The 25,708-nt window shown below is 36.0% G+C and carries 26 protein-coding genes and 2 other annotated features; of the genes, 5 read left to right on the top strand and 21 right to left on the bottom strand.

Going from position 1 to position 25,708, the window contains the following annotated elements; translation table 11 throughout:
* Nucleotides 1–132: 132 nt before the first annotated feature.
* Nucleotides 133–1,392 (bottom strand): C40 family peptidase, encoded by a 1,260-nt coding sequence (locus H9655_RS21410; RefSeq protein WP_191817257.1) that lies wholly within the window; start codon nt 1,390–1,392, stop codon nt 133–135.
* Nucleotides 1,393–1,984: 592 nt separating this feature from the next.
* On the bottom strand, nt 1,985–5,080 hold the full coding sequence (locus H9655_RS21415) for an SNF2 helicase associated domain-containing protein (protein WP_191817258.1): 3,096 nt from the start codon (nt 5,078–5,080) through the stop codon (nt 1,985–1,987).
* A gap of 159 nt (nt 5,081–5,239) precedes the next feature.
* On the opposite strand from H9655_RS21415, the gene H9655_RS21420 reads away from it, so the two are divergent.
* Nucleotides 5,240–5,716: a hypothetical protein gene (locus H9655_RS21420; RefSeq protein WP_191817259.1), complete on the top strand. Its 477-nt coding sequence runs from the start codon at nt 5,240–5,242 to the stop codon at nt 5,714–5,716.
* A gap of 134 nt (nt 5,717–5,850) precedes the next feature.
* Here the strand turns inward: H9655_RS21420 and H9655_RS21425 are convergent, their stop codons facing one another.
* From H9655_RS21425 to H9655_RS21455, 7 genes are all read right to left on the bottom strand, one after another.
* Nucleotides 5,851–6,051, bottom strand: coding sequence for a hypothetical protein (locus H9655_RS21425; protein ID WP_191817260.1), 201 nt, complete (start codon nt 6,049–6,051; stop codon nt 5,851–5,853).
* 130 nt (nt 6,052–6,181) lie between these two features.
* Nucleotides 6,182–7,054 carry a carbon-nitrogen hydrolase family protein gene (locus H9655_RS21430; protein ID WP_191817261.1) on the bottom strand — a complete coding sequence of 291 codons (873 nt, stop codon included), beginning with the start codon at nt 7,052–7,054 and terminating at the stop codon, nt 6,182–6,184.
* A 136-nt stretch (nt 7,055–7,190) separates the two neighbouring features.
* Nucleotides 7,191–8,903, bottom strand: coding sequence for an ABC transporter ATP-binding protein (locus tag H9655_RS21435; RefSeq protein WP_191817262.1), 1,713 nt, complete (start codon nt 8,901–8,903; stop codon nt 7,191–7,193).
* A 73-nt stretch (nt 8,904–8,976) separates the two neighbouring features.
* Nucleotides 8,977–10,557, bottom strand: coding sequence for a glycoside hydrolase family 3 protein (locus tag H9655_RS21440; RefSeq protein ID WP_225230800.1), 1,581 nt, complete (start codon nt 10,555–10,557; stop codon nt 8,977–8,979).
* A 91-nt stretch (nt 10,558–10,648) separates the two neighbouring features.
* On the bottom strand, nt 10,649–11,098 hold the full coding sequence (locus H9655_RS21445) for a threonine/serine exporter family protein (RefSeq protein ID WP_191817286.1): 450 nt from the start codon (nt 11,096–11,098) through the stop codon (nt 10,649–10,651).
* Nucleotides 11,099–11,126: 28 nt separating this feature from the next.
* A complete protein-coding gene (locus H9655_RS21450; RefSeq protein WP_191817264.1) occupies nt 11,127–11,885 on the bottom strand; it encodes a threonine/serine exporter family protein in 759 nt (252 codons plus the stop codon).
* Nucleotides 11,886–12,196: 311 nt separating this feature from the next.
* On the bottom strand, nt 12,197–12,535 hold the full coding sequence (locus H9655_RS21455; RefSeq protein ID WP_191817265.1) for a MerR family transcriptional regulator: 339 nt from the start codon (nt 12,533–12,535) through the stop codon (nt 12,197–12,199).
* A gap of 182 nt (nt 12,536–12,717) precedes the next feature.
* Between H9655_RS21455 and H9655_RS21460 the strand changes: the two genes are divergently transcribed.
* The 4 genes from H9655_RS21460 (at nt 12,718) to H9655_RS21475 (ending at nt 13,790) form a co-directional block, all read left to right on the top strand.
* Complete coding sequence (locus H9655_RS21460; RefSeq protein WP_191817266.1) at nt 12,718–12,864, top strand: Fur-regulated basic protein FbpA; 147 nt, start codon at nt 12,718–12,720, stop codon at nt 12,862–12,864.
* 26 nt (nt 12,865–12,890) lie between these two features.
* Nucleotides 12,891–13,028: a hypothetical protein gene (locus H9655_RS21465; RefSeq protein ID WP_180316959.1), complete on the top strand. Its 138-nt coding sequence runs from the start codon at nt 12,891–12,893 to the stop codon at nt 13,026–13,028.
* Between the two features lie 281 nt (nt 13,029–13,309).
* The gene (locus H9655_RS21470; protein ID WP_191817267.1) at nt 13,310–13,507 is read left to right on the top strand and encodes a hypothetical protein; all 198 of its coding nucleotides are present in this window, start codon (nt 13,310–13,312) and stop codon (nt 13,505–13,507) included.
* 1 nt (nt 13,508) lies between these two features.
* Nucleotides 13,509–13,790, top strand: a complete 282-nt coding sequence (locus H9655_RS21475) for a HesB/IscA family protein (protein ID WP_191817268.1) — start codon at nt 13,509–13,511, stop codon at nt 13,788–13,790.
* Between the two features lie 37 nt (nt 13,791–13,827).
* On the opposite strand, the gene H9655_RS21480 is transcribed toward H9655_RS21475, so the two are convergent.
* The 12 genes from H9655_RS21480 to H9655_RS21535 all read right to left on the bottom strand — a co-directional run bounded on the left by H9655_RS21480 (nt 13,828) and on the right by H9655_RS21535 (nt 25,642).
* Entirely contained in the window at nt 13,828–14,487 is a 660-nt protein-coding gene (locus H9655_RS21480; RefSeq protein WP_191817269.1) for an SOS response-associated peptidase, read from the bottom strand.
* A gap of 78 nt (nt 14,488–14,565) precedes the next feature.
* Entirely contained in the window at nt 14,566–16,158 is a 1,593-nt protein-coding gene (locus H9655_RS21485; RefSeq protein WP_191817270.1) for a catalase, read from the bottom strand.
* A gap of 71 nt (nt 16,159–16,229) precedes the next feature.
* Nucleotides 16,230–16,829, bottom strand: a complete 600-nt coding sequence (gene cdaS / locus H9655_RS21490; RefSeq protein WP_191817271.1) for a sporulation-specific diadenylate cyclase CdaS — start codon at nt 16,827–16,829, stop codon at nt 16,230–16,232.
* A gap of 299 nt (nt 16,830–17,128) precedes the next feature.
* On the bottom strand, nt 17,129–17,641 hold the full coding sequence (locus H9655_RS21495; protein ID WP_191817272.1) for a hypothetical protein: 513 nt from the start codon (nt 17,639–17,641) through the stop codon (nt 17,129–17,131).
* 304 nt (nt 17,642–17,945) lie between these two features.
* Nucleotides 17,946–18,725 carry a tryptophan synthase subunit alpha gene (trpA, locus tag H9655_RS21500; protein WP_191817273.1) on the bottom strand — a complete coding sequence of 260 codons (780 nt, stop codon included), beginning with the start codon at nt 18,723–18,725 and terminating at the stop codon, nt 17,946–17,948.
* Nucleotides 18,722–19,924, bottom strand: a complete 1,203-nt coding sequence (gene trpB / locus H9655_RS21505) for a tryptophan synthase subunit beta (protein ID WP_191817274.1) — start codon at nt 19,922–19,924, stop codon at nt 18,722–18,724. The genes trpA and trpB overlap by 4 nt, the downstream gene beginning before the upstream one ends.
* A gap of 14 nt (nt 19,925–19,938) precedes the next feature.
* Nucleotides 19,939–20,547 (bottom strand): phosphoribosylanthranilate isomerase, encoded by a 609-nt coding sequence (locus H9655_RS21510; RefSeq protein ID WP_191817275.1) that lies wholly within the window; start codon nt 20,545–20,547, stop codon nt 19,939–19,941.
* Nucleotides 20,544–21,326 carry an indole-3-glycerol phosphate synthase TrpC gene (trpC, locus tag H9655_RS21515; RefSeq protein ID WP_191817276.1) on the bottom strand — a complete coding sequence of 261 codons (783 nt, stop codon included), beginning with the start codon at nt 21,324–21,326 and terminating at the stop codon, nt 20,544–20,546. The genes H9655_RS21510 and trpC overlap by 4 nt, the downstream gene beginning before the upstream one ends.
* Nucleotides 21,327–21,329: 3 nt before the next feature.
* The gene (trpD, locus tag H9655_RS21520; protein WP_191817277.1) at nt 21,330–22,355 is read right to left on the bottom strand and encodes an anthranilate phosphoribosyltransferase; all 1,026 of its coding nucleotides are present in this window, start codon (nt 22,353–22,355) and stop codon (nt 21,330–21,332) included.
* Nucleotides 22,324–22,938, bottom strand: coding sequence for an anthranilate synthase component II (locus H9655_RS21525; protein WP_191817278.1), 615 nt, complete (start codon nt 22,936–22,938; stop codon nt 22,324–22,326). Before H9655_RS21525 ends, trpD begins: the two co-directional genes overlap by 32 nt.
* Nucleotides 22,935–24,320, bottom strand: coding sequence for an anthranilate synthase component I (gene trpE, locus H9655_RS21530; protein ID WP_191817279.1), 1,386 nt, complete (start codon nt 24,318–24,320; stop codon nt 22,935–22,937). Before trpE ends, H9655_RS21525 begins: the two co-directional genes overlap by 4 nt.
* Nucleotides 24,321–24,417: 97 nt before the next feature.
* Nucleotides 24,418–24,672, bottom strand: a binding site (T-box leader).
* Between the two features lie 36 nt (nt 24,673–24,708).
* Nucleotides 24,709–24,955: a binding site (T-box leader), on the bottom strand.
* 33 nt (nt 24,956–24,988) lie between these two features.
* A complete protein-coding gene (locus tag H9655_RS21535) occupies nt 24,989–25,642 on the bottom strand; it encodes an MOSC domain-containing protein (RefSeq protein ID WP_191817280.1) in 654 nt (217 codons plus the stop codon).
* Nucleotides 25,643–25,708: the final 66 nt, after the last annotated feature.

Genomic DNA, 25,708 nt, shown 5'->3' on the forward strand with positions numbered 1-25,708 from the left:
GAGTTTTTTTAATACAACGCTATAAGCTTTTTGGAACCCTAGGCCGAGCCCAGGGTTTTCATTTACTAAAAAATAAATAAGCGCCTCATTACATTCGTAATAAGACGCTCTTTCAAAAATTTAAATGATAGATTAGTTGATGCGATTCACACGGCCGTTAAATGCTTTAGCCCAATAACCACTTGACATGTCAGCAATAGCTACACCTGTGCTGCTTTGTGAACCGATGAATTTACCGCCACCGATATAAATACCAACATGACCATCTGTTTTATAAGTATTAAAGAATACCATATCCCCAGGTTGCATTTGGCTTGCTGGAACTGGTGTACCTTGATTTTTCAATGCATCCGTACTAGAACCTACACTATAGCCACCTTGAGCAAACGCCCAATGTACGAATCCTGAACAATCAAAACGTCCTGCAGCGATATCAGATGCTGAGCGACCGCCACCAAATACATAAACTGAATTTCCGATATATTTATTACCTGCTGAAATGACTGCTTGCATACCACTACCAACAGTTGTAGATGCTGGTGCAGAAGATGATTTTTCTGAAGACTTAGATTTAGAACTACTATTAGAGCTAGTAGTATTTGTAGTTGAAGCTGATTCATTATTTGTAACACTTGCTTCTACAGGAGCTTGTCTAGCCATACTACTTTCAATTTCAGCTTGCATTGATGCTAAGTCAACATCTTTAGCTTGTAGCTTGGATTTTTTTTCAGCTGCAACTTCTTCTTTTTCTTTTAATTCAGCTTTTAATTTATTATTTTGTGCTTCCTGTTCTTTTAGTTGCTCGCGCATACCTTCAAGATCAGTCATTTTTTCATTTAGTGAAGTTAACTCTTTATCTACTGTTGCTTTCTTTTCTTCTACTTCTTTTTTATCTTTATCATGTTGAATTAATAATTCTTCGTCTGCATCGACAATTTTAGAAATCGCACCAACGCGATCAACAAAATCACTGAAGCTAGTTGAACCTAGAAGAACTTCAATATAGTTAACGTTAGAGCCACCGCTATTTTGGATAGCCACTGCACGCTCTTTTAAGATTTCACTTCTCTTGTCAATTCTTTCTTGAATGACTTTAATTTCTTCTTCAAGTTTTTTTACTTTTGCTTTCGCTTCTTCAATTTCTTTTTCTGTTTCTTTAACGATTTTCTCGTTATCGGCTACTGCTTTGTCTACTTTTGCAATTTTCTCTTCTAGACCATTTAATTCAGTTAATACAGTTGCAAGTTCTTTTTCTGCTTTCGAAAGATCAGATTTGACATCAGAGCGTTCTTTTTTAATGTCATCCAGAGATTCTGCGTTCACTGCTGGAAGTGCGAAGGCTCCAAGGCCTAACATAATTGTTGTGTTTAATGCGATAATCTTTTTCTTCACTCATTTTCCCCTGCCTTTTTAACATTTTTCCTTTTTTATGTATGTTTTATCTATTTTGTCTATTTTTCTATGTTTTTTTTACTATAGTTCACTTTTATATGTCGGTATATTATCTAGTACAAAATGCATTATATCATCCCTTTTTGACATTCAGGTAATAGCAATGTTACAAATATATTACTAATCCGACATATTTCATCATTTTTTTATTACAAACTGAAACTTTTTCCTAAAAACTTGTATTTTTTTGCACCTTTCTCCTAATCTCTTTGGCCTAATAAAGAGGAGGGCTACTTCATGATCTGTAAAAATCTAGTTTTTTTCAATTATTTAATACAGTCTCCATGAAAACATACTAACTTCATTATTTCAATGATTAACCCCTATAGTACAGAATACGTTAAATAGGTGAGTAAAGATTGTGAGTCAATTGTTGGTGGACTAGATGAACAAATTTAAAGTTGGTAGACTTTCATTCTTTTATCCAAAAATGAAATATTTGTATTACAAAACAACAGTAATTAAATGAACTAGGAAGATTACTTGCCTTTTAGCACCTAAGCAATATAACAGAAACAAAAAAAGAGACCCATTAGTCTCTTATATCTAAAAGATGTAATAGATCTTCTTCCGTAAGAAAGTCTTCTGTTTCTCTGTCAATGATCGTATGAATTAAATCTTTTTTGCGATACTGCATTTCTTCCATTCTTTCCTCAATCGTACCTTTAGCGATTAATTTCACGACAACGACATCTTTTTTTTGACCGATGCGGTAGGCCCGGTCCGCTGCTTGGCTTTCAACTGCTGGATTCCACCATGTGTCATATAAAATAACAGTGTCTGCACCTGTTAAATTCAAACCAGTGCCACCAGCTTTTAATGATAATAGGAAAAGATTCTTTTCCCCACTATTGAACTGTTCGCACATTTCTACTCTTTCTTTTGCGGTAGTATGACCATCTAAATAAAAGAATTCTTCCCCTTGAAAGGAGAGTTCACTACTGATAATTTCAAGCATGCTAGTGAATTGAGAGAATATGAGCACACGGCGATTCGCCTGTTTTGCTTCTTGTAATAAAGTCAATAATTGATCTAGTTTAGCTGAGCGGCCATGATAGTCTTCTACAAATAATACCGGGTGACAACATAACTGTCTTAACCTCGTTAGTCCTGCTAAAATTCGTATACGATTTTTCCTTAACGTCCGTTTATCTAAATGCTTTAATGTATCTTCTTTTAATTTGGCTAAATACGCTAAATAAATTTTTTGTTGTTCTTTATATAAATCTATTCTTTCGATTTTTTCTTCCTTAACAGGAAGCTCTTCCAATACCTCTGTTTTCATTCTTCGCAATACAAAAGGTTGAATGATTCGAGCAATCGCAGCATTATTTAGTTCACTAAATTGTTGTAAGCCGAGAAATAAATCTGGGAAGATAATATGAAAGACAGACCATAAGTCTTCAATTGCATTTTCAATCGGCGTACCTGTTAACGCAAATTTATATTGTGATGATAATTGTTTTACAGATTTATGCGTTTCAGTTAGTGGATTTTTAAAACTTTGTGCTTCATCAAAGATAATCGTATGAAAACGTTCATTTTTCAACCATTGAATGTCTTTTCTTAATAACGTATATGATGTAATAACTACATCTGCTACATGAATATCTTTACGTAATAATTGTCTTTCGCTCTGTTTGCCATCTAATATCACTACATTCATATCCGGTACAAACTTCATCCATTCTTGTAACCAATTGTAGAGTACGGCTGAGGGACATACAATAAGAGCAGGTGACTGTTTATGTCTTATTTCATCTATATAAGAATAGATGAAAGTAATCGCTTGTACCGTTTTCCCAAGCCCCATATCGTCTGCTAAAATTCCACCAAATTGGTTTTCTGCCAGCTTTCTCATCCACTGATAACCTTCTATTTGATAGGGCCTTAATATTGACGAAAAATGCCCTGGTAGAGGATAGTCATCTTTATTAAGGTTTTTAAATTCTTGAAGGAAATTTCTTATAGATGCTTCGAAGGCAATCGTTTCTTCCTTCGTTTTTGCAATAAGCTGTAAACCCCGAGCAAGTGTTGCCTCACTCCAATTTTCAGCTTGCAGAGGTACTTCGTTTAAAAAAGCCTTAATTTGTTGATAATCTTCAGTTTCTAAAGATAATAATGCCCCGTTCTTGAGGCGATAGTATTTCCGTTTATGTTCAATTGCGTTTAGGATTTCTTTAATTTCTTGCTCAGGAATCCCTTCAATATCAAATTTAAATTGTAACCAATTCATGCGCTCTTTTTTCATTTTCACTCGAATGATTGGGCGCGTTTTACCTTTATCAACCCTCATCTTTATGGCTTTAGTCGTATATGTACGTACAAGCTTTTGTAAATCAGGTAAAATATGCATTAAAAAATGATATTCTAATTCTTCATTTTGAATATAATATCCTTCATCCGTTTTTGTAAAAGAGGCCTGTTCCATTAAAGAGAGGATTTGCTCCTCTTCTTCTATATTTCTAAATAGAACCTTTTTAGCTTTTTCTTCATCTAAGGGATTAAAACTTAATTTGCCGTAATGAAACTCCAAACTTGCTAATAATTTATGATTTAAGCGATCTAAATAAAGCTTTGCCACAAGGGGTGCTTGCATATATTGCTTTTTAATCGTATCAGCTATTGTTATCGTCGCTAGCTTCTTTAACCCAGGCACTACTTTATGTAAGAAAAATGAGATTTGTTCATTCGCAATCCGCAATTTCCCATCCTTTTGCATCATCTTTAACAATTCAGTTAAGCGTCTAAAGTCTTGTTTGGGCCAACGATAAAAGCACCCCTCTTTATATACAACTTGATAATAAGGTAAAAGCTGAAAAGAATCACTTTGATTGTAAGACAAGACAGCCGTATTTTCAGCTTCGTTAAAAGAGAGTTCAAAAGTGATGGGTAAAGGTTGCTCTGATAATCTCATCGTTTGTAACTGTTTGTTCTCTTCTATAAAGTGACTATTTCCTAACTGAATAATGTTTTCCATTACTTTTTCCCATGTTAATGAAGGAATGAATAACCATTCTTGCTTTCTTTCTGCATTCTCTAATAGTTGGATAATATTAGCGATTGGCTCAGCTACATAATGTGCACTAGCATCCAAAAGAAGTCCATTACTTTCTTTATATACCCTTCCTTGCCTAAAAGAACGGAACCAATCGAGAGGAGAGGATATAGGTAGATCTTGATAGATAAATGATAGCGCTAGCCTTGTTTCATTCTTCCATTGCACCATACGGCATTGTATATGGATTTCTAATTTTTTTCTATACTCAAAATGGGCTTGTTCATTTATTTCCGGCATCTCTTTTGCAAATAAGGAGAATAGTTGATTCGCATCTGAGTCCGCTCTCACTCTGTTCTTTTTTTGACAGGCAATATAAACGGCCGCTAAATGCTGACATTCTTTACGATAAGAAGAGAGTTGAGGGCAACTACACTTTGACTGTATCTCACCATTTGTCCATTCTATTTCCACATTGAAGTGTTCTCCGCTTTCAACAACTGCATAGATTTTGTTTTCTTCTATTGTTATAAAGTTGACTTTCCCTGCAGAAAAAAAAGCTTTACCACGCTTAAAAGAAACAGCTCCACATCTTTCAATAATCATTTTGTCAGTGAGGTTCAATTCCACAAATCATGCTCCTTTATTCAAATGTGCTTCTATTATAACAAACCTATACATAAAGATTGTATAGCAAAAACTTTCTATTCATTGCTAAATGAATGTTTTGAAAGTGTATAAAAGGATATATGAATAGTAGAAACAAAAAATACAAACGGAGGAGATTAAATGTTTAAATTTATCCTTTCCTTATCCGTCCTACCATTCGTCCTTTTTCTAAACTTAACTGCTGTTCCAAGTGGGGAACCAGTTGCAGCAAAGGATACTATCATTGAAAATAAAACGAGTCAAGAATCAACAAATACCGTTTCGACATTAAAAGAGAAATTACATAGCAACCTGACAGAACAAGACGTAATCGATCAGTTTGGTCAGCCTGATCAAAAAATGAAAGATGATATGTATGGCTTACCCACTTTTCGCTATGATTTTAAACAGGATGAACATTATGCATTAGATGCTGATTATCAGCTCGTTGACATGGAAGCTTTAAAAAATAATCAATTAGAGGCCATTATATACTTTGATTTTGATCATAACAAAAATATTAGAAGTGCAGCACTCTATTATGTAAACGATGAGGAGAAAATTGAAGAATACCGTATATTTGCTGACGGCACAGAAAAAAAGTTGGTGATTGAATAGTAGAGCTAACCTAAAGGCGGTAGATAAAAAGAAAAAGTCAGTCTCGTTATCACTCATATACGGGACTGACTTTTTCTTTCCTTTGACAATCATTTATATTTATTAAGCGCTCGCCTTAAGAGCGACCGTTCTAATCATTCTTCTTTATTCAACTCGGCTGCTTTCCTTTGAATAGTAATAATTAGCTTTACTAATACAACTGTACCTGCGATATTTGCTATTAGACTTGAAAGTAATAATAGTATTGCAACGATTGGCGAAACATCTAGTTTAAAGGAAAAATAGAGTAATACAATACCTATAAATATTAGAAGAAAGCCAGGATATTTTTTCACCACATCACCACCTATCGAAACCATATTTTTATCTGTTGCTGAAGTTTAACTCTTTTGTTTATCACAGGTCTCTCCTCTAAGTACCGACACATCTTCCACTGTTCTTAGGAGAAAACTCATGACATGTTCATTAATCCAATCTTGCCTTTTCCCAATCATAATATAAGTCTGTTCTCCGGTCACGCCAAGTTGTTACAGATCCTTTTTTTCTAACTTCATACAATAAATGAGGATCGATATCAGCTGTAATAATCATATCATTATTTAATTCACCCTCAGCTAAAACACCTTGCGGAGGAAATGGGATATCGTTTGGTGTTATGATAGCTGCTTGCCCAAAATTTGCACGCATAAATTCAACTGTAGGCAGTGATCCCACTGTCCCAGCACCAACGACATAGATTTGGTTTTCGATTGCTCTTGCGTGAGAAGTGTATCTGACGCGGTGAAAACCATGACGGTCATCTGTACATGAAGGGCAAAAAATAATATCTGCTCCTTTCGCGACTGCCATGCGGACTATCTCAGGAAATTCTATATCATAACATGTAAGAATCGCAATCCTACCTTTTTCGGTATCGAAAACTTTTAGGTCCTCACCTTCTGTAATACCCCACTCATATATTTCAGTCGGTGTCAAATGAAGCTTTGCTTGTTCTTCTATCCGTCCATCCGGGAAAAAAAGATGCGCCATATTATAGAGCCGATTATTACGCCTGATTACGTGAGTACCTGCAATAATATGCATATTTGTTTCAATAGCTAATTGAGAAAACAGGGATTGATATTGTTTCGTAAAACCTGGTAATTCTGCAATCGATAAACTCTCACCGGTTTCACTACCAATTGATAATAATTGAGTAGTAAAAAATTCCGGAAACAATACAAACTCAGAATCAAACTCTTTTGCAGTAAGAATATAATGCTTGCACTGACGAGCAAAATCCTCAAACGAACGAATCGTATGCAAATGATACTGCACACTAGAAACTCTCATCTTCATTGTCATCCTCCTTATCTTTTGGGCATAATAAAACCCAGAGAAAGAAAACCGCATTCTTTCTACCGGGTAAACAAGTCATTCTTTAAATTTCTCACCTTTTATTATGATAAATAATCATCAATTTGACAACCTTTAATTATTGGTACTGCACATGATGTAAGTTCGCAAATATTCCTCCAAGGGCGAGTAACTCTTCTTCAGTTCCCTCTTCCGTTATACCATTTTCAGTAACGACCATGATTTTATCGGCATTTTTAATCGTGGCAAATCTATGAGCTATAACAAGTGTCGTGCGGTCTCTAGATAACTCGGTTAGGGCCGACTGAATGAGTTTTTCAGTTTCCGTATCAAGTGCTGAAGTGGCTTCATCTAAGATTAAAATCGGTGGATTTTTCAAAAACATTCTTGCAATGGCTAAACGTTGCTTTTGCCCACCAGAAAGTTTCAACCCTCTCTCACCAATTTGTGTATCAAATCCATCAGGTAATGTATCAATCCATTGAGTTAGATGAGCTTTGCTTGCTGCTAATATGATTTCCTCTTCCGTTGCTTCTAACTTGCCATAAGCAATATTCTCTTTAATGGTGCCTGTAAACAAAAAGACATCTTGTTGCACGATACCAATTTGCTTTCTTAAAGCGTTTTTTGTCATATCTTGAATGTTGATACCATCAATCGTGATGGCTCCTTTATCGACATCATAAAATCTTGGAATTAATGAACAAATCGTAGACTTTCCAGCGCCTGAAGGTCCAACAAAGGCAACCGTTTGTCCAGATTGAATATGAAAGTTCAAATCTTGTATAACTTTTTGATTATCACTGTACCCGAATGTGACATCGTGAAAAGTAATATTCCCTTGTAATGAATCAACTTCTATTGCATCAGGCTTATCATTTATATCTGGGTCTTGATCCATCATTTCTATGAAACGCTTGAACCCCGCCATTCCTTTTGGATAAAGTTCCATTAACGCACTAATTTTATCAATCGGCTTTAATAGAAGATTGGCATATAATACAAAGGCGACCAACTCTCCTGGTGCTAACTGATTATTGAACGCTAACCAAGCACCAAAAACTAAAACAGACAGAATTAATACTCTCGTGAGGAAATAGACGCCTGATAATGTGATCCCCATCACTTTATAACCTCGAAGCTTAGCCGAACGAAACCTTCTATTATCTTTTGTAAATCTTTCAATTTCAAAAGCTTCATTTGTAAAAGACTGAACAACACGGGCACCAGAAACACTATCTTCCACTCTACCATTCACTTCGGCAATTTCGGTATACATTCTTCTCCATGCTTTATTCATAGAAATATTACAATATGCGATAAGCCATACAAGGAACGGTACAATAAATATTGCTACTAGTGCAAGCTTCACATTAATGGTTAACATGATCCAAAAAGCACCGACAAAAGTCATCACTGCAATAAAAAGATCTTCTGGTCCATGATGGGCTAACTCACCAATATCCATTAAGTCATTGGTTGTCCGGCTCATAATATGACCGGTTTTCGTATTATCAAAGAAACGAAAAGATTGCCTCTGCACATGTGTAAATAATTGCTGTCTCATATCTGTTTCAATATTAATACCCAGTTTATGTCCCCAGTAGTTAACAACAAACTGTAGCCCAGTACTCGTAAAATAAAGAGCAAACAAACCAGCACTAACCGCAACAATCATTGACCAATTGTTTGTTGGTAGTAATTCATCGACAAACCAACTAACAGCTAATGGAAAAGCTAATTCTAGTAGAGCAACGATAATGGCGCAACTAAAATCAATAATAAATAGTCTTTTATGGGGTAAATAATAAGTGAAAAATCTTCTAAACATGCTATTCTCCTAACATTCAAAATATATCTTGGATTATATGCTTCGAAGATAAAAGTTACAATACCTTTTGACTTTATTTACACCACTGTTTATTCGTTTCAACCACTTTTCCTGTTGAATCGTGTATGGAAACTGGTAGACATCCTGTTGCTAACAATTCCCCTGTAAGATAATCACTTACTGCCTGTATACTCGCTCTCGATTGACTAAATGTAGAAATAAAGCCTTGTACAAAATCCCATTGTTCATAGTGATAAGGAGCTGTTGTCGAAATCACTAATACTGACTTCTCTCCCTTTTGTAAGTTGTTATTCAATAACGCGTCTTTTTTATGATGTAAAATATAAATTAATCGTTCTGCCTCTTCTTCGGTTGTAACGGTGATTCCTGATTTAACTAATAATTCAGTTAACCGTTTGTTCGATTGATGATTACTACCATCATCTATAAATGCCACTTTCTCACCCTTTCGAATCGGAAGTGTCTCATCTCTTTTTATAATTGTAATCCCTTTTTCAGCCGCTTCTTTTTCTACCTTAAGATGTTCTTCAGAACGGATGACATCATTCGTGTTATGTTCTTTAATTAGTTGTGCTTTCAAGTTTAGAATCCTTAGAACAGATAAATCAATTCGTTTCTCACTAATAACCTCCGTTTTGACGGCATTTATCAGCGCCTGCTTAACAGTTCGTGCTTCGCTTGGCATTAATAATATATCTGCACCAGCCTTAACAGCAGAAATAGCGGCATCCGCTGCTGTAAAAGAGCTAGCAACCGCTTGCATATTTAAGGCGTCTGTTATCACTACCCCATTAAACCCGAGATGTTCGCGAAGCAGATTCGTTGTTATTGCGTGAGATAGCGATGCTGGATAAAGTGACTTCTCAATATTCGGATAAGCAATATGAGCAGTCATAATGGACTGTAGGCCATTGTCTATTAAAAATTGAAAAGGAATGAGCTCATTTTTCTTTAATTGCTCGATAGACTTAGACACAGTGGGGAGCCCTTTATGAGAATCAACTGTTACATCACCATGACCTGGAAAATGCTTTGCTACAGCCACTATTCCTTCTTCATGGAGCCCTTTCATAAAAGCAGCGCTCATCTTTGCACCTAAGTACGGATTTTCCCCAAAAGAGCGGACACCTACAATGGGATTTAATGGATTACTATTCAAATCAACTACTGGTGCGAAGTTCATATTAAAACCTAATGAATCCAACTCCTCCCCTAATACAGAGGCAACACGTTTTGCAAGTCCAAGATCACCACTAGCTCCTAAAGCCATATTCCCGGGCATCTCTGTTAAGAATGGGAGGCGATTCACAATTTCTCCACCTTCTTGGTCCACACTTAGAAAGAAAGGAATGCCACGATTGAGGTGCTGTAACTCTGTTGTAAAACGCTTTGTTTGTTCTATCGATTGAATATTTTCCTTAAAAAAAATGATCCCGCCAGGTTGGAGTTGCTCTATTTCACGAATGATTGAATCATTCACACCTATTTGTCCGCTCCCGACTGTTTGATTTAAATCGACCATCAACATCTGCCCTATCTTTTCTTCTAAACTCATTTGATGGAGTTGCTGGGTAACGTTCGCTTTTTCGATAGTTAAAGCTTGAACTCCCAAACCATCCTGCAATAGAAACATGAAACAAATACATAATAAGAAACGTCTCATCTAGCTTTCACATCATTTCATTAAATAATAGAAAAGAGGCGCTATCCGCACCTCTTCTCTATTATGTGTTTTTTGATATTAATTTATGTTTTGCTTTCATAAACAATTGAAAAAACACTTCTGCAATCACTAGTCCCACCGCAATCGCACCAGATATCATAAATGCCTTTGCAGCCAATTGGATGGCCATATTATAATCATTTAATACAAAATGTCTCATTGCATCGTAGGAAATACCACCTGGTACCAATGGAATTATTCCCGCAACACTAAAGATGATAATAGGTGTACGATAGATTTTTGCGAAAATGTGACTAATCGCTGAAATGAACACAGCAGAAATTAACGAAGCAGGGATCGCGTCATAATGATTGTTCACAAGAATGATGTAGATGATCCAGCCAACCATTCCAACAAAACCACAACGAAGCAATGATTTTCTGGGCGCATTAAAAATGACACCGAACGATGCAGCCGCAATAAAACTTGTAAACAAATGTGTAATAACCATTGTCATGCATTTCGCACCTCTCTTTCATTTAACTCATTGTTGCAAAGACAACAGCAACCCCAGCACCTATAGCAAATGCCGTTAAAAACGCTTCTGCTCCCTTAGATAAACCTGAAACAAGATGTCCCGCCATTAAATCTCTTACTGCATTCGTAATCAGTAATCCAGGTACAAGAGGCATGACTGAACCAATAATAATTGTATCCAGTTGCTCACCTAAACCGACTTTCACAAACAGCATGGAGATCACACCAATAATTAGAGAGGCAAGAAATTCAGAAAAGAAGCGAATTTGTACTACTCTCTGTAAAAAAATAAAAGAAAGGAAACCAACACCACCAGCAATAAAGGCAGGAAAAAAATCATCCCACTGGCCTAAAAACATAATCATAAAACAAGCACTAGCGATCGCTGCTGCAAGTACCTGTTGATAAATAGGGAATGTATAATTTGCCTGTTCAATTTCCATTAACTTTTCATATGCTTCTTGTCTTGTCAGTTCGCCATTACTTACTTTTCTAGATACACTATTTACTAATGTTACCTTATATAGATCAGTAGAACGTTCCGAGATTCTGATTAATTTCGCTGGGTTTGTGTCATCTGTCGAAAAAACAATTCCAGTAGGAGTAACATAACTATGTGAATTAGGAATCCCTAATGCCTCAGCTATTCTCGTCATCGTATCTTCTACACGATATGTTTCTGCTCCAGATTGCAGCATAATTTTACCTGCTAATAAACAGAGCTCAATTACTTCAAATACATTTTCATTATTTTTACTCAAAGAAAAATCCCTCCATGTCTGTCAATATCTTATTCTGAAGGTCCATAATTACGCTTAACTATCGTATACGAATTCGTTAAAATAAGGAAGTATTGAGAAGAAATACAGAATTATTTAATTATATCCCTTCTCAAGTTATGTGAAGGGACATTCATAACTTATAGAATATGTATTTATGTCATATATATAACAGAATACCATTATCGGCATCGTGCTGAAACTTACGATATAACGAAAAAAGGGCTTTAAAAAGGCGACTATATTCGTCATCCTATTTTAAAGAACCCTGTCACATTCTATTACATGCAATTTTAACTAAATCTCTTTCCATTATTCTGCCCCATAAACCTTGCATTGAGCTGTCCTTGTATCATTTTCTTTCTTGTTTCGCGATCTTCTTTCACCTTTTCTTTCTTATATTCCATGCGTATTTCATCTGTTCTTACACCTTCTTCTCGTTTATTTGCAATATCTATTAACCTTTCTACATCCGAAAAAGAGTATTTGCGATTACCACGATCAGACCTTGAAGGAAATATCAATTTCCGTTCTTCATAGTATCTAATTTGCCTTTCGCTTAATCCAGTAAGTTCACTAACAGCGCCAATTGAAATGACTTTTCTTTCCTTATATGACCATTCATTTTCCATCTGCAGACCACCTATTTTTAAAGGTTTTATTTCTATTATACAGAATTGTTAAAAAATTTCACTAGTTATGTTAAAAAAAATAACATGAAATAAATCACGTTAGATTTTCTTACAATTCAGATGATTTTTTACAACAAACGTTTTAGAATGACATCATCATCAATTTAAAGGAGCAGAAAAAAATGCAATATTTACGTAAAGCGGTGGAAAAGAAGCGAAATTACTTAATTAAGTTATTACAAGAATATGGTTTGCAAGATCAGAAGCTTCAAAGCTTAACACTGTCTGAACTTGAAGGATTATCAAAAAAACATTTATCGATTAAATAATCAAAATTCATTGGGGGATTTAACAAATGGAAAATGAAGAAGCAGTTCAATTAGCAAAAAAAATTATTGAACTCGACTTATTAAGAGACGAGATATGGGAGTATTATGCGGCTCTTACAGGAGATGATGCACATAAACTTCTTCGTCTTGTACAAAACAGTTAAATCAGGATATTTGTTAAATTCTCTAACTGATTATGTCGAGATTGTGGATAACGTTGGTTATATTACTCCAATTCATATATAAAGATTGAACCTATTCCTATATTGATGAAACGAACGCCATTCCTAGTAATAGCGGAATTAGCTCGTTTCTTTTTTTATTTATCCTGAGCATTCTGTTTTAGGGCAACCATGTTGTACGAGAAATATGATAAAATGAATATTGAAATCATGTCAGAATTTCCTCATGCTGATTAATATTCCCACTAAAAGGAGGGTTATCAATGCCCATTTGGTTACTTATTGCCTTTAGTATTTTAGTAGGATTAATTATCATAGAAGAAGTTTTATATTATGTAGTCAATCGTTCACTTCTTTATAAAACCCGTGAAAATGATGAAAAAGCAATACGAAGCAAACGATGGTCTCATTTAAAAGAAAAGTATATAAAATTCAGAGCGAAAAAAACAGGAGTTGAGTAACTTGTTTACAATTACCAAAGAGGCTATTCAGGCACTCTTAGAATGGAGCGGTCAAGACAAAGTAATGATTCGCTTCCGAATTATGACCCCTTGTTGTAACCAACGGAAATATGATCTTACTCTAACCGATACGATCACAGCACAAGATGCTATTTTTACATATGATACCGTTCAAGTTATTTATCACCCTTCAGATTTACCTTATCTACAAGACACAATGATTGATTATAGCGATGGTGGATTCTTTATTCGGCACCCACATCCGCTCGTACAACCATTTTAAAATTGTTCAAGAAGCTGCTCTTGAACAATTTTTTTGATTATAAACTATTCAGTAATTCCGGATAATCATTATGAACAGAATTCACCAATTCTGATACTTTAACCATTTGCATTTCATCACTGCCAAAAGGTTTGCATAATGATTTTAACTGAAGTGTATCATTGCTATATATCCACTTATCCCCTGCATCTCCTGTCAACATAACCGGCATCCGATGATGAACAGACGACATGATCTCATTTGCTGCTGTGGTTAAAATACAACATGATGTAAAAAGCTCATCCCCTTGTCTATATTCGCTCCAGATTCCCGCCATCGCAAAGGGCCTTTTGTCAAGCAAAGTGAAATGAAAAGGCTGGCTTTTATGACCTTCTATTTTCTTCCATTCGTAAAAACCATCTGCTAAGACTAAACAGCGACTGGTACGAAAAGAGTGCTTAAAGCTAGGTTTCACATCCACTGATTCTGCACGGGCATTAATGAAGGAAGTACTATTATGCTTTGCTTTTGACCACGGTGGTATGAACCCCCATGTCATTTTCCTCCCAACTTTCTCTCCTTGTTCCTCTATTATAGCTAAAACTTTTTGCCCTGGTGCAATATTATACCTTGGTAAATCCGCTACCTCATGATAGTAAAATTCAAATGTTTTTTGAAGAATGAATACTTCTTCTGATAAAGTAAATCGACCGCACATCATACCAACCCCTTTCCTTTTAGAACGTGAACTTTTTACTTCAATAAAATAAAAAGAAGGGCATCAGCCCTCCTTTCATTAATAACGATCGGCATCATGTCCCATCTGCTCAGCATGACCAGGTGCATCATCGCCATCTTTATCACCAAGTGGACGACCTTTATGCATGCCTGTTTCTTTCCGAGCATTCGCTAAACCTTCTCTCAACCTCTTGCCATATTCATCATCCGCTGATTCGGCTAATGAAATCATTTTATCTTGTATCACCTTAGCACATATGGAGAGATCATTAACTAAGTTTTTGATCAATTCATCTTTTTCCCAGTCTTCAAATTCACGGAATGTATGACCAGCCTGTTTTGTATTATCATCACGATCAATTGATTCCCGAACGAGCTCCCCACTGACTTTTGGTGTATGTTCTTTACCGGATTGCTCTGATTCTTTTAACCCCCCTAAGCTGGACGGTTCGTAGTTAATATGTGGATTTTGTCCAGTTCCTTTATCCACATAGTACGACATCTGCCCACCGCGCTGATTTGTCGCTTGATTTGTTTTCGGCTTATTAATAGGTAATTGTAGATAGTTAGATCCGACGCGATATCTTTGCGTATCTGAATAAGAAAATGTTCGACCTTGCAACATTTTATCATCAGAAAAATCAAGTCCATCGACGAGTACCCCTGTACCGAAAGCAGCTTGTTCGACTTCATTAAAGTAATCTTCCGGATTCTTATTTAACACCATCTTACCAATATGAAGCCATGGAAATTGATCCTCCGGCCATAATTTAGTATCATCTAATGGGTCAAAATCTAATTCTGGATGCGCATCATCACTCATGATTTGCACAAAGAAGTCCCATTCAGGATAATTACCTTTTTCTATTTCATCATATAAGTCTTGTGTAGCATGATTAAAATTTTTCGCTTGAATCTTTTCAGCTTCCTCTTGGGTTAAGTTTTTAATTCCTTGCTTCGGTTCCCAATGATATTTTACAAGTACCGCTTCTCCATCTTGGTTAACCCATTTATATGTATTCACACCCGAACCTTGCATTTGGCGATAGTTTGCAGGTATGCCCCAAGGAGAATAGAGAAATGTGACCATATGAAAACTTTCAGGTGAGTTAGAACAAAAGTCAAAAAACCTCTCCGAGTCTTGAATATTTGTTAATGGGTCTGGCTTAAATGCATGGACCATATCAGGAAACTTCATTGCATCTCGAATAAAAAATACTTTTAAATTATTCCCTACCAAATCCCAATTCCCTTCTTCGGTGTAAAACTTTGTTGCAAACCCTCTTGGATCCCGTAGTGTTTCCGGTGAATGTCCACCATGGATTACAGATGAAAAGCGAACAAACACTGGCGTCTTCTTCCCTTTTTCTTGGAAAAGTTTCGCTCTTGTATATTTTGATATCGGTTCGTCCCCAGCCATTCCTGTCGCTTCAAAATAACCGTGGGCGCCAGCGCCTCTTGCATGCACTACCCTTTCTGGAATACGCTCACGATCGAAATGACTTATCTTTTCAATAAAATCATAATTTTCTAAGGTTGCTGGTCCTCTGTTACTCACTGTTCGTATGTTTTGGTTATTCGTAACTGGATGTCCTTGACGATTGGTCAATGTTTCTTCTTGTTCTAATTTTTCATTTTCATCATTATTCATAAGAAAAAACCTCCTTTTACATATCTTTCCTTCAGTAATATGTCCAAGTTAGACTTTTTCTATGTATAATTTTATGGACGAACAACAAATAACTCTCCTTGATAAGCAAAAGATATACGACCAGACTCTTCTGATACCACTAAGATAACGGCATCCGTTAGTTCTGATAAACCAATCGCTGCCCGATGTCGCGTACCCAGAACGCGTCCATTCACTTCCATATTGGTTAAAGGAAGAATATTACCAGCTGATTTGATCATATCCCCACGAATTAAGGTTCCTCCATCATGTACAGGGCCACCAGGATAAAAAATGGTTTCTATTAAAGCTTGACTCACTTTTGCATCGATTTGAATGCCATTATGGATAAATGGTGTGACATCCACTTCGCGCTCTATAATGATTAAACCACCGTGACCTTTGTTCGATAATGTTTGTCCCGCCAATGATATGCTAGAAAAATGGTTTGTAAACGGTGCTAAATAATGTTGCAAATAATAAATCGCAGTTAAATTATGAGCATCAGACACAGTTTGTTGAAGCTGTTCGAATTCTGTTAAAATGCAACAATCAACGCCAATATTAATATTTGATAAAAGAGTAAGTTGAACTTCAATCTCTTTGATATATTTTTCAAGTGTGTTCTGGTAGTGTTCCAGGCCATATTGCATTTTTTTCTCCTTTCATGGGAGTATTTTTTCTACTTATTATATATTTTGATTGATCGACCATTAATTATGTTTATTTTTTGTTGTTAGTTTTAGACAAAAAAGAGGCGATTGTTAAATTAAAAGGATCGTTAGTCTATGAAAAGGAAAAGTTGGCTCACTATTTTGAGAGTATATAATCCTTTATTACGGGGAGGTTTGTTGGAGAAGTGGAAGATGAGTTGAATGAAAATTAGAACGGGCTAAATCATTAGTAAACTAATAGCCGATAGGTTATAAAAACCTATCGGCTATGACTATGTTTAATACTTATAAAAATTTACAGCCTCTGTTTTACGTGCTTGTTTTGCATGTATTTTTTTCATTGCAAATCTTGCAATAGGCTGGGCAATTAACAATTCAATCCAAAATGCTACACCAAAGTTCCTGAACCAACTATGAAAAAAATGCTGAAATGGTTCAAGGCTTATTTGTTTCGTACCAACCCATGTTCCGATAATTGTAAGAAGAATAGATAAGATTGTAACATTTAAAAGAGTATTTAATAAAACTCTGGCATTAAACCCATCTGTTTCTCCTACAAATATTGGCATCACTTTACCAACTAAAGGTCCCGCAACAAATCTTATTAATATAATGACGATTATCCACATAACCGGAATAATCTTTAATGTTTTCAAGTAATTTTCCTTACTGAAACCGAATTCCATCCCCATAATTATCGGTGCGATAGTGTTGACAGAAATAATCGAAATAATCAACATAAATATTATGCCTTCTTTTGGACTTTGAGGCAGTCTATCTTCCCTATACATATTGTTACCCTCCGAAAAAATAAAAATTTCAGATGGCAGACGTATCATTCGACATATATTTTTGGTTAGGAAAACTCATACCAATATCTCTACTCACTGATTATTTTATTTTAACCAGGTTTTCAAATGAATACCAGTCTTGAAAAAATTGAATAGATATGAGCAAAAAGGATTGTATTGTATAACAAAGAGCGCTTTAGTTTAAGAAGGAAATAAAATTGGACCAACTTATTAGACATAACTAATATGTGTGGTCCTTTTATTATCATGATCAACTGCTTCAGCTCTTTTTCATACTAATTTTTCAAGCAATAGGTAGCTTGGTTGCGTCAATCAAAGCACGGATATGTTCATAATTACCGGCTTCCATTAGCTCTATAATTTTAGTACCCACAATAACGCCATCACAATACTTGAGAATTTCTTCTACATGTTCTGGTGTGGAGATGCCAAATCCGGCTAAGACGGGTAGAGGACTTACACTTTTTATTTTCTTTAAATGACTTGATAGATGAGTAGCAAATTGTGCCCTCGTACCAGTTATACCATTGACGGTGACAGCATAGACGAAACCTTTACCTCGTTTTGTAATTTCCTCCATTCGCTCGATTGGACTTTGTAATGTCACTAAGCGAATCAATTCGATTTTTACTTCATCTAGATAAGCAGTGATGATTTCTTCTTCTTCTATAGGTAAATCAGGAATAATCAAACCATCGATACCCGATGTTTGAATATCTCTTGAGAAGCGCTCCAGCCCATAAGCTAATAATGGGTTCATATACGTCATAAAGATTAATGGAATATGGATAATTGGTCGTATTTCTCTTATACAATCAACAATTTCTTGTAAAGTAACACCCGTATTTAAAGCTCTTATACCAGCCTCTTGAATAACGGGACCATCAGCTACTGGATCAGAAAATGGGATTCCTATCTCAATGGCAGTTGCTCCTGCTTCTTGTAAAAACACTAACTTTTCTTTTAAAGAGGCTAAACCACCGTCCCCAGCCATCACATAAGGTACAAATGCTTTTCTTCCTTCTACTTTCATTGTTTTGAACACTTTTTCGATGCGGTTCATGCTTTTACTCCCCCTATTTTCGATCTAACAGCCTCCATATCTTTATCTCCTCTCCCAGAAAGACAAACAACGATATGCTCGGTTGGCTCCATTTCTTTTGCAAGTTTTAGCGCATAACTAATGGCATGTGCACTTTCTAATGCCGGGATAATTCCTTCAGTTTTCGAAAGCACTTGTAACGCTTCCAGTGCTTCATCATCGGTTATGGCGTCATATTTCACTCGTTCAATATCATGTAAATAGCAATGTTCAGGGCCAATTCCCGGATAATCCAGACCCGCTGATATCGAATGGGCTTCCTGTATTTGACCATCTTGATTTTGCAGGAGATACATATAAGCACCGTGAAGAATACCAGGTTTCCCTTTCGCTAATGAAGCTGCATGCTTTTCACTATGAAGACCTAAACCTGCAGATTCTACGCCATATAGTCTGACTTCACGATCTTCTAAAAACGGATAAAACATGCCAATTGCATTACTCCCTCCGCCGATACATGCAACTACAGCTTCAGGAAGCTTAGCTTCTTTCTTCATAAATTGTAATTTCGTTTCCTGTCCAATCACACTCTGAAAATCTCTAACAATTTTAGGAAAGGGATGTGGTCCCATTGCAGAGCCCAATATATAATGTGTATCTTCTACATTTGACACCCAATATCTTAATGCTTCATTAACAGCATCTTTTAAAGTTGCACTTCCAGACTTGACACTGATAACCTTTGCCCCGAGTATTTCCATTCGAAACACATTTAATTGCTGACGTAATATATCTTCTTCTCCCATAAAAATGACACATTCTAAATTAAGAAGAGCACAAGCGGTAGCAGTTGCTACCCCATGCTGACCAGCTCCTGTTTCTGCAACAACTTTTGATTTCCCCATTCTTTTAGTCAATAAAGCTTGACCAAGGGAGTTATTTATTTTATGAGCACCAGTATGATTTAAATCTTCACGCTTGAGATAGATTTTTCCACCCCCAGCGTATTTTGTCAAATTTTTCGCATAATAGAGTGGTGTTTCTCTTCCAACATAATCTCTTAATAAATCATTTAGCTCATTTTGAAATGAAGGATCAACTTTTGCCTTTTCATATTCCTTTTCTAATTCTATGATGGCCTGCATAAGTGTTTCTGGTACATATCTTCCTCCATACATGCCAAAATGTCCTTTTTCATCAGGTAGAGTTGTTGTCGTCATTTTTATTCCTCCTCTTAATTTGCTGCTTCTATAAATCTTTTTATTTTACTTGGACTTTTCTTTCCATCTATTTCAACACCAGAACTCACATCAACCATATAGGGAGCACATTGCGAAATGGCGGCTTTCACATTTTCTGCTGTTAAACCACCCGCAAGTATCATTCTTGGGTGTTTACTCTCTATTTCTTGGAGCAACGCCCAATCAAAACTCGTTCCATTCCCCCCATGATATTTTCCTCTTGGACTATCAACAAGAATGTAAGAATCACCGTATTCACAGATGAGGTTGATATCATTTTCACTTTTCATTTCTATCGCTTTAATTACCTCATAACCACGAGATGCGATTTTTTTGCAATAGGCCTTCGATTCATCACCATGTAATTGCACATGTGTTAGCCCTACTTCTTTTGCAATGGAAAGAAGTGATTCTATTGGCTCATCAACAAAGACTCCGACCTTCCATACATTTGAAGGCAAACCCTTTATAATCTCCTTCGCCTTCTCGGAAGAAATCCTACGTTTACTTACTGCAAAAACAAACCCGAGTGCATCAGCACCATAGACTATTGCTTGTTGAGCAATTTCCTCACTAACAATTCCACAAATTTTCACTTTCATTTTGATCCACCAGCCAAATTCTCTGTCTTTTTCATTTGCCTCATTAATAATTCTAGATTTTCAGATGTCATCAATGCTTCACCAACTAAAATACCGTCTGCCCCCGCATGAATTACTCTTGCTACATCTTCCCCTGTTTTTAACCCACTCTCACTAATTAAGAATGCTCCTGATTCTTTTATAAGTGGAGCGAGCGATTCCGTTACCTCAAGATCTACATCGAATGTATGAAGGTTACGATTATTCACACCAATGATTTCTGCACCTAATTCAATTGCTCTCTCTGCTTCAGCTTTATTGTGTACTTCAACCAAAACCTCAAGACCTTCATTGATTGCATAATGATAGAGTTTGTATAATTCCTCTTTCGTTAATGCTGCTACAATCAATAAAATAACTGTTGCCCCATGATTTTTGGCATAAACGATTTGCCTTTCATCGATAATAAAGTCTTTACATAATAAAGGGAGTGATACTGCGTCAAAAACAGTCGTTAAATCTGTAAAGGTCCCTTTAAAAAAAGGAGTATCTGTCAAAACAGACATCGCATGAGCACCAAAGCGCTCATATAAACAAGCTTGTTCGTTAGGTTGTAACTGATTATTTATGACTCCTTTAGACGGTGAGGCTCGTTTAAATTCAGCGATAATCACAGGTTTACTTTTTTCTAATTGTTTTAATAAAGAACGTGCCGTTCCATCCCTTTGACTATTTTCGGAATAGGATAAATTTGATAACGTTCGTCTTTTTTCTGAAATGATACGGTCTAAGATTGTCATCGTCTATATCACCTTTTCTGTAGATTGAACACTTAATGCTTTAAGTTGCTCTAACTTTTCCATTGCAGCGCCTGAATCAATGATTTCTAAAGCAAGTTGCACACCTTCCTTAATCGATTCAGTTCTACCACCAACAAAAATACCGATCCCGGCATTAAGCGCAACGGTTTCGCGATACGCCCCTTTTTCTCCGTCTAAGACCCGAAGTAAAATATCTGCATTTTCTTTTGCATAACCACCACGAATTTTTTCATTCGTATATACATGTAAACCCACTTCTTCAGGATGTAGTAATGTCGTTTGAATGTTTCCGTCTTTTAAAATAGCTAAATAGTTTTCTCCCTGTAAAGAAGCTTCATCCATATAACCTGCACCATTGATAACGACAGCTCTTTTTCGTCCTAGCTTTTGAAGGACTTCAGCAAACATTTCGACAGCCTCTCTTTTATAAATACCTAATAATTGATTTTCAAGATTCATTGGATTAATCAGCGGACCTAATAAGTTAAATGTTGTCGGAATTCTTAAATCTTGTCTTACTTTCATAATTCTCTTGATTTGCGGATGAACATTTGGTGCATATAAAAATGCGATGCCAATCTTTTCTAATATTCCCGTAATTTGTTGCGGGGACAAATCAAGACGAATCCCTAAATGTTCCAAGACATCCGCACTGCCCGTTTTACTTGATACGCTCCTATTTCCATGTTTGGCTACAGGAATACCACTGGCAGCTATCACAAAAGCAGAAGTAGTACTAATATTAAAGCTTTTTGAACCATCTCCTCCTGTACCACAATTATCCATTAAATGCGGAATAGATGTATCAAAGGTTAGCGCATGAGCTCTTAATGTTTTAACAAATGTAGCGATTTCATTAACCGTCTCCCCCTTCGCTTTTAAGCTAACAAGAAAGGCAGCAATTTCGCTATCCGTAATATCAGGTGAGAACAGATATTGCACAGCTTCCATCATTTCTTCTTCCGTTAATGAAATGCTATTGGTTAATTGCAGTAGTATTTCTTTCATTTTTCTCTCTCCTTTTTGTGTTTTCAATAAAATGTCTCAACATTTTTTGTCCTTGTAATGTACCAATGGATTCAAGATGAAATTGAAATCCATATAAATCAAATGTTTCATGTTTGATGGCCATTATTTCGCCATCCTCTAGTGAACGGGCTAAAATGTTGAAGTATCCTGGAAGGCTACCTGATTTGATGACTAATGAATGATATCTCATCACTACCAGCGGTTGGCTCATATATTGAAAAACGTCCCCACCTGTATGCATCATATTTGAGGTTTTTCCATGCATAATTTTCTTCGCTTCAGTGATTTCAGCTCCGAATGCATATCCAATGGCTTGGTGGCCTAAACAAACACCTAAAATGGGGTATTCTTGATATAGTTGTTGAATCAATTCCACACAGATACCTGCGTTTTCAGGGCGCCCAGGTCCAGGTGACAAAATGATATGAGTTGGATGTAGTGCACGTATTTCATCGACAGTGATTTGGTTATTTCGTTTCACTACGACTGTTTGCCCTAGTTCTCCTATATATTGATACAAGTTATAAGTAAAAGAATCATAATTATCAATTAATAAAATCATTTGTTTGCCTCCAGAAACGCCTTTAATTTATGAATCGTTTCTTCATATTCTTTTTTAGGAATCGAATCATAAACAATTCCTGCGCCAGCCTGAATATATGCGTTCCCATCTTTTGCTACCATTGTTCGAATAGCAAGAGCAAAATCCATATTACCGTTTGCCGATAAATAACCGATGGCACCGGAATAAATCCCCCTCTTTGTTTCTTCTAGTTCATTAATAATTTCCATTGCTCTTATTTTAGGTGCACCTGATACTGTTCCAGCTGGCAAGCATGAAATAAGTGCATCAATATTTGTAAATTCATCCTTTAACTGGCCCTCTACTTCAGAAACAAGATGCATCACATGTTTATATTTTTCAATATTCATATATTTCCGAATAGTAATCGTCCCAAAATCACATACTCTTCCTAAATCATTTCTCCCAAGATCAAGAAGCATCCGATGCTCTGCCACCTCTTTTTCATCTTGCTTGAGCTCTTTCGCTAACACATCATCTTCTAAATTGCTTCTTCCTCTCGGTCTTGTGCCAGCTATGGGGTTGGTCATGACCTTTTGCTGACTCACCTTCACTAAACTCTCTGGAGAAGCCCCCGCTACTTTGTAATCACCAAAGTCCAAGTAATACATATATGGTGAAGGGTTATCAATTCTGAGTTTGCGGTAAAAATCAAAAGGATCGCCACTTATTTCTGCTTGTAACCGGTGGGATAGTACGACTTGAAAAATATCTCCCGCCTTTATATATTCTTTCGCTTTTTCTACCTTTGATATAAAGGCATCTTCGCTCATTAATGCTCTATATTGACTAATTCTCGCTTTTTCACTCGTCGTTTGTTTGTTTGAAAATAGCTCTTCCCTACGCTTTCTTAATTTTTCTTCAAGTTGCCTTTTATTTGAGACGATAGGTACGCCTACTAAAAATAATTTTTGCTTTAAATGGTCAAAAACAATGATCACTTCAAAGAACATGAAATGTACTTCTGGAATCTGCAAATCATCCTGTAATTCACAGCCAATTTCTTCATATTGCCTAATTACATCATAACCAGCAAATCCTACGGCACCACCAATAAACGGAAATTGTTGAGAGTGCGGAATGCTGATTTTTTTCAATTGTTGTTTGACTACTTCTAACGGTTTATCTTTTACTTCTTCTGTTTCATTTTCTGAAACGATCATCGTTGTTCCTGCACTTCCTAATACTTCTATAACAGGATTGCAGCCAATAAAAGAAAATCGACCGGCGTCTTCATGTTTTAATGAGCTTTCAAACAAAAATTTCTTTTTACCTGATAGTTTTTGATAAATAGCGATTGGTGTTAATAAATCGCCATCAATCACTTCTAAAATAACCTGGGTTTTTACAGTCCGATTCATGTTTCCACTTCTCCTTATCAATGAGCCATATACATTGCAAACAATCATTTTAAACGCAAAAAATCCCCTATACCATAAAAGCTCAATCGCTTTAGGTATAGAGGACGTATCTATATAGATGCGTGGTGCCACCTCAAATTTAGAATGACCATATTGTACATTCCCTTTTTCGAGTACAGATATCATAATCGATACTCTATCCTTGTAACGGCGGAATCCCGTGTCCCTTACTTCCATTTTCAGGGTACCTCTCACAAGTCCATTCCATTTATCAATCACACCGGATTCCCACCACCACCGGCTCTCTTAAGTGATTAATGATAAATATACTACTCTTGATCAACGATTTTTTTATGAAATTAAAACGAAAAAGGGCCTCTCTCCTTATAAAAAGGACGAGAGACCCGTGGTGCCACCTTTATTAGCTGTAAATTACAACTCACTTAACAAATACGAAAAACAATTTCGTATTCGTCTCTTTTAACGATGAGACATTCGCCAGAGCCTACTAGTTATAAAAGGTTCGGTCTGGAAGCTCGGAAGTCCATTCGCTTATATCGCCCACTGATTTTCACCAACCATCAGCTCTCTATAACGAGCATATATAAGTTACTACTCTTCGTCATTGCTTACGTCTTTATTTGTTACATATGATATGCCTGATTCTTTTAATTGTCAATAGGTTCCGTTAATTTTTTAAATCTTTTTTCTAATATTTCTGTCCATTCTTGTGATAATCCTGGTACTTTTAACAATTTTTCCATTGCTGCGATATCTTTTGGTTTATGTAATATCGTATCAGTCGCATCCCATACAGACAGTTCCGATTGCTTTCTTTCAACTAATTGAATTTCTGACTGAAGATTAATCGTCCCCTCTTTTAACACACGGAAAAAATAACCTGTATGATTCGACTGGAAAACTGTTTTTAATAATTGATCTTCACCGTTAAATTTTGAAATGGTTGAACAAGGCACTCTACCTTGTGTCACTTCAACAATCGTTTCACCAATTGCAAATACATCACCAATATATATATCCTTCTCAGTCATATTTATTGCACTAATATTTTCACCAAAAGAAGGAAGCATAAAAGTACGGTTAAATACCTTTTGCCATTTTTCATAATGTTCGTATGGATATAGACATAATGCCCTGTCTTTCCCACCATGAAAGTCTGTATTAGCTACACCATCTCCTGCAATCGCTTCCTTTTTTAAAAAGAGTTCTTTTACAGGTGTTTTACCGATAGCAGATGTTTCTCGCTTTTCTTTCCATTGATAATCTCTAGGTTTACCTTTACTTAAAGATACGATTCTCAATTTACAGCCCCCCTTTATCTCCCTTTTATTTTAACTTTTTTTACTATTTTTAACTAGCTAAGAAAA

The organism is Cytobacillus stercorigallinarum, from assembly GCF_014836495.1.
Taxonomy (GTDB): domain Bacteria; phylum Bacillota; class Bacilli; order Bacillales; family Cytobacillaceae; genus Cytobacillus; species Cytobacillus stercorigallinarum.

Coding starts and splice junctions, on each gene's coding strand:
- H9655_RS21420 (WP_191817259.1), top strand. CDS start 5,240: ATGTTTAAATTTATCCTTTCCTTATCCGTCCTACCATTCGTCCTTTTT.
- H9655_RS21430 (WP_191817261.1), bottom strand. CDS start 7,054: ATGAAGATGAGAGTTTCTAGTGTGCAGTATCATTTGCATACGATTCGT.
- H9655_RS21435 (WP_191817262.1), bottom strand. CDS start 8,903: ATGTTTAGAAGATTTTTCACTTATTATTTACCCCATAAAAGACTATTT.
- H9655_RS21440 (WP_225230800.1), bottom strand. CDS start 10,557: ATGTTTCTATTGCAGGATGGTTTGGGAGTTCAAGCTTTAACTATCGAA.
- H9655_RS21445 (WP_191817286.1), bottom strand. CDS start 11,098: ATGGTTATTACACATTTGTTTACAAGTTTTATTGCGGCTGCATCGTTC.
- H9655_RS21455 (WP_191817265.1), bottom strand. CDS start 12,535: ATGGAAAATGAATGGTCATATAAGGAAAGAAAAGTCATTTCAATTGGC.
- H9655_RS21460 (WP_191817266.1), top strand. CDS start 12,718: ATGCAATATTTACGTAAAGCGGTGGAAAAGAAGCGAAATTACTTAATT.
- H9655_RS21465 (WP_180316959.1), top strand. CDS start 12,891: ATGGAAAATGAAGAAGCAGTTCAATTAGCAAAAAAAATTATTGAACTC.
- H9655_RS21470 (WP_191817267.1), top strand. CDS start 13,310: ATGCCCATTTGGTTACTTATTGCCTTTAGTATTTTAGTAGGATTAATT.
- H9655_RS21480 (WP_191817269.1), bottom strand. CDS start 14,487: ATGTGCGGTCGATTTACTTTATCAGAAGAAGTATTCATTCTTCAAAAA.
- H9655_RS21485 (WP_191817270.1), bottom strand. CDS start 16,158: ATGAATAATGATGAAAATGAAAAATTAGAACAAGAAGAAACATTGACC.
- cdaS (WP_191817271.1), bottom strand. CDS start 16,829: ATGCAATATGGCCTGGAACACTACCAGAACACACTTGAAAAATATATC.
- H9655_RS21495 (WP_191817272.1), bottom strand. CDS start 17,641: ATGTATAGGGAAGATAGACTGCCTCAAAGTCCAAAAGAAGGCATAATA.
- trpA (WP_191817273.1), bottom strand. CDS start 18,725: ATGAACCGCATCGAAAAAGTGTTCAAAACAATGAAAGTAGAAGGAAGA.
- trpB (WP_191817274.1), bottom strand. CDS start 19,924: ATGACGACAACAACTCTACCTGATGAAAAAGGACATTTTGGCATGTAT.
- H9655_RS21510 (WP_191817275.1), bottom strand. CDS start 20,547: ATGAAAGTGAAAATTTGTGGAATTGTTAGTGAGGAAATTGCTCAACAA.
- trpC (WP_191817276.1), bottom strand. CDS start 21,326: ATGACAATCTTAGACCGTATCATTTCAGAAAAAAGACGAACGTTATCA.
- trpD (WP_191817277.1), bottom strand. CDS start 22,355: ATGAAAGAAATACTACTGCAATTAACCAATAGCATTTCATTAACGGAA.
- H9655_RS21525 (WP_191817278.1), bottom strand. CDS start 22,938: ATGATTTTATTAATTGATAATTATGATTCTTTTACTTATAACTTGTAT.
- trpE (WP_191817279.1), bottom strand. CDS start 24,320: ATGAATCGGACTGTAAAAACCCAGGTTATTTTAGAAGTGATTGATGGC.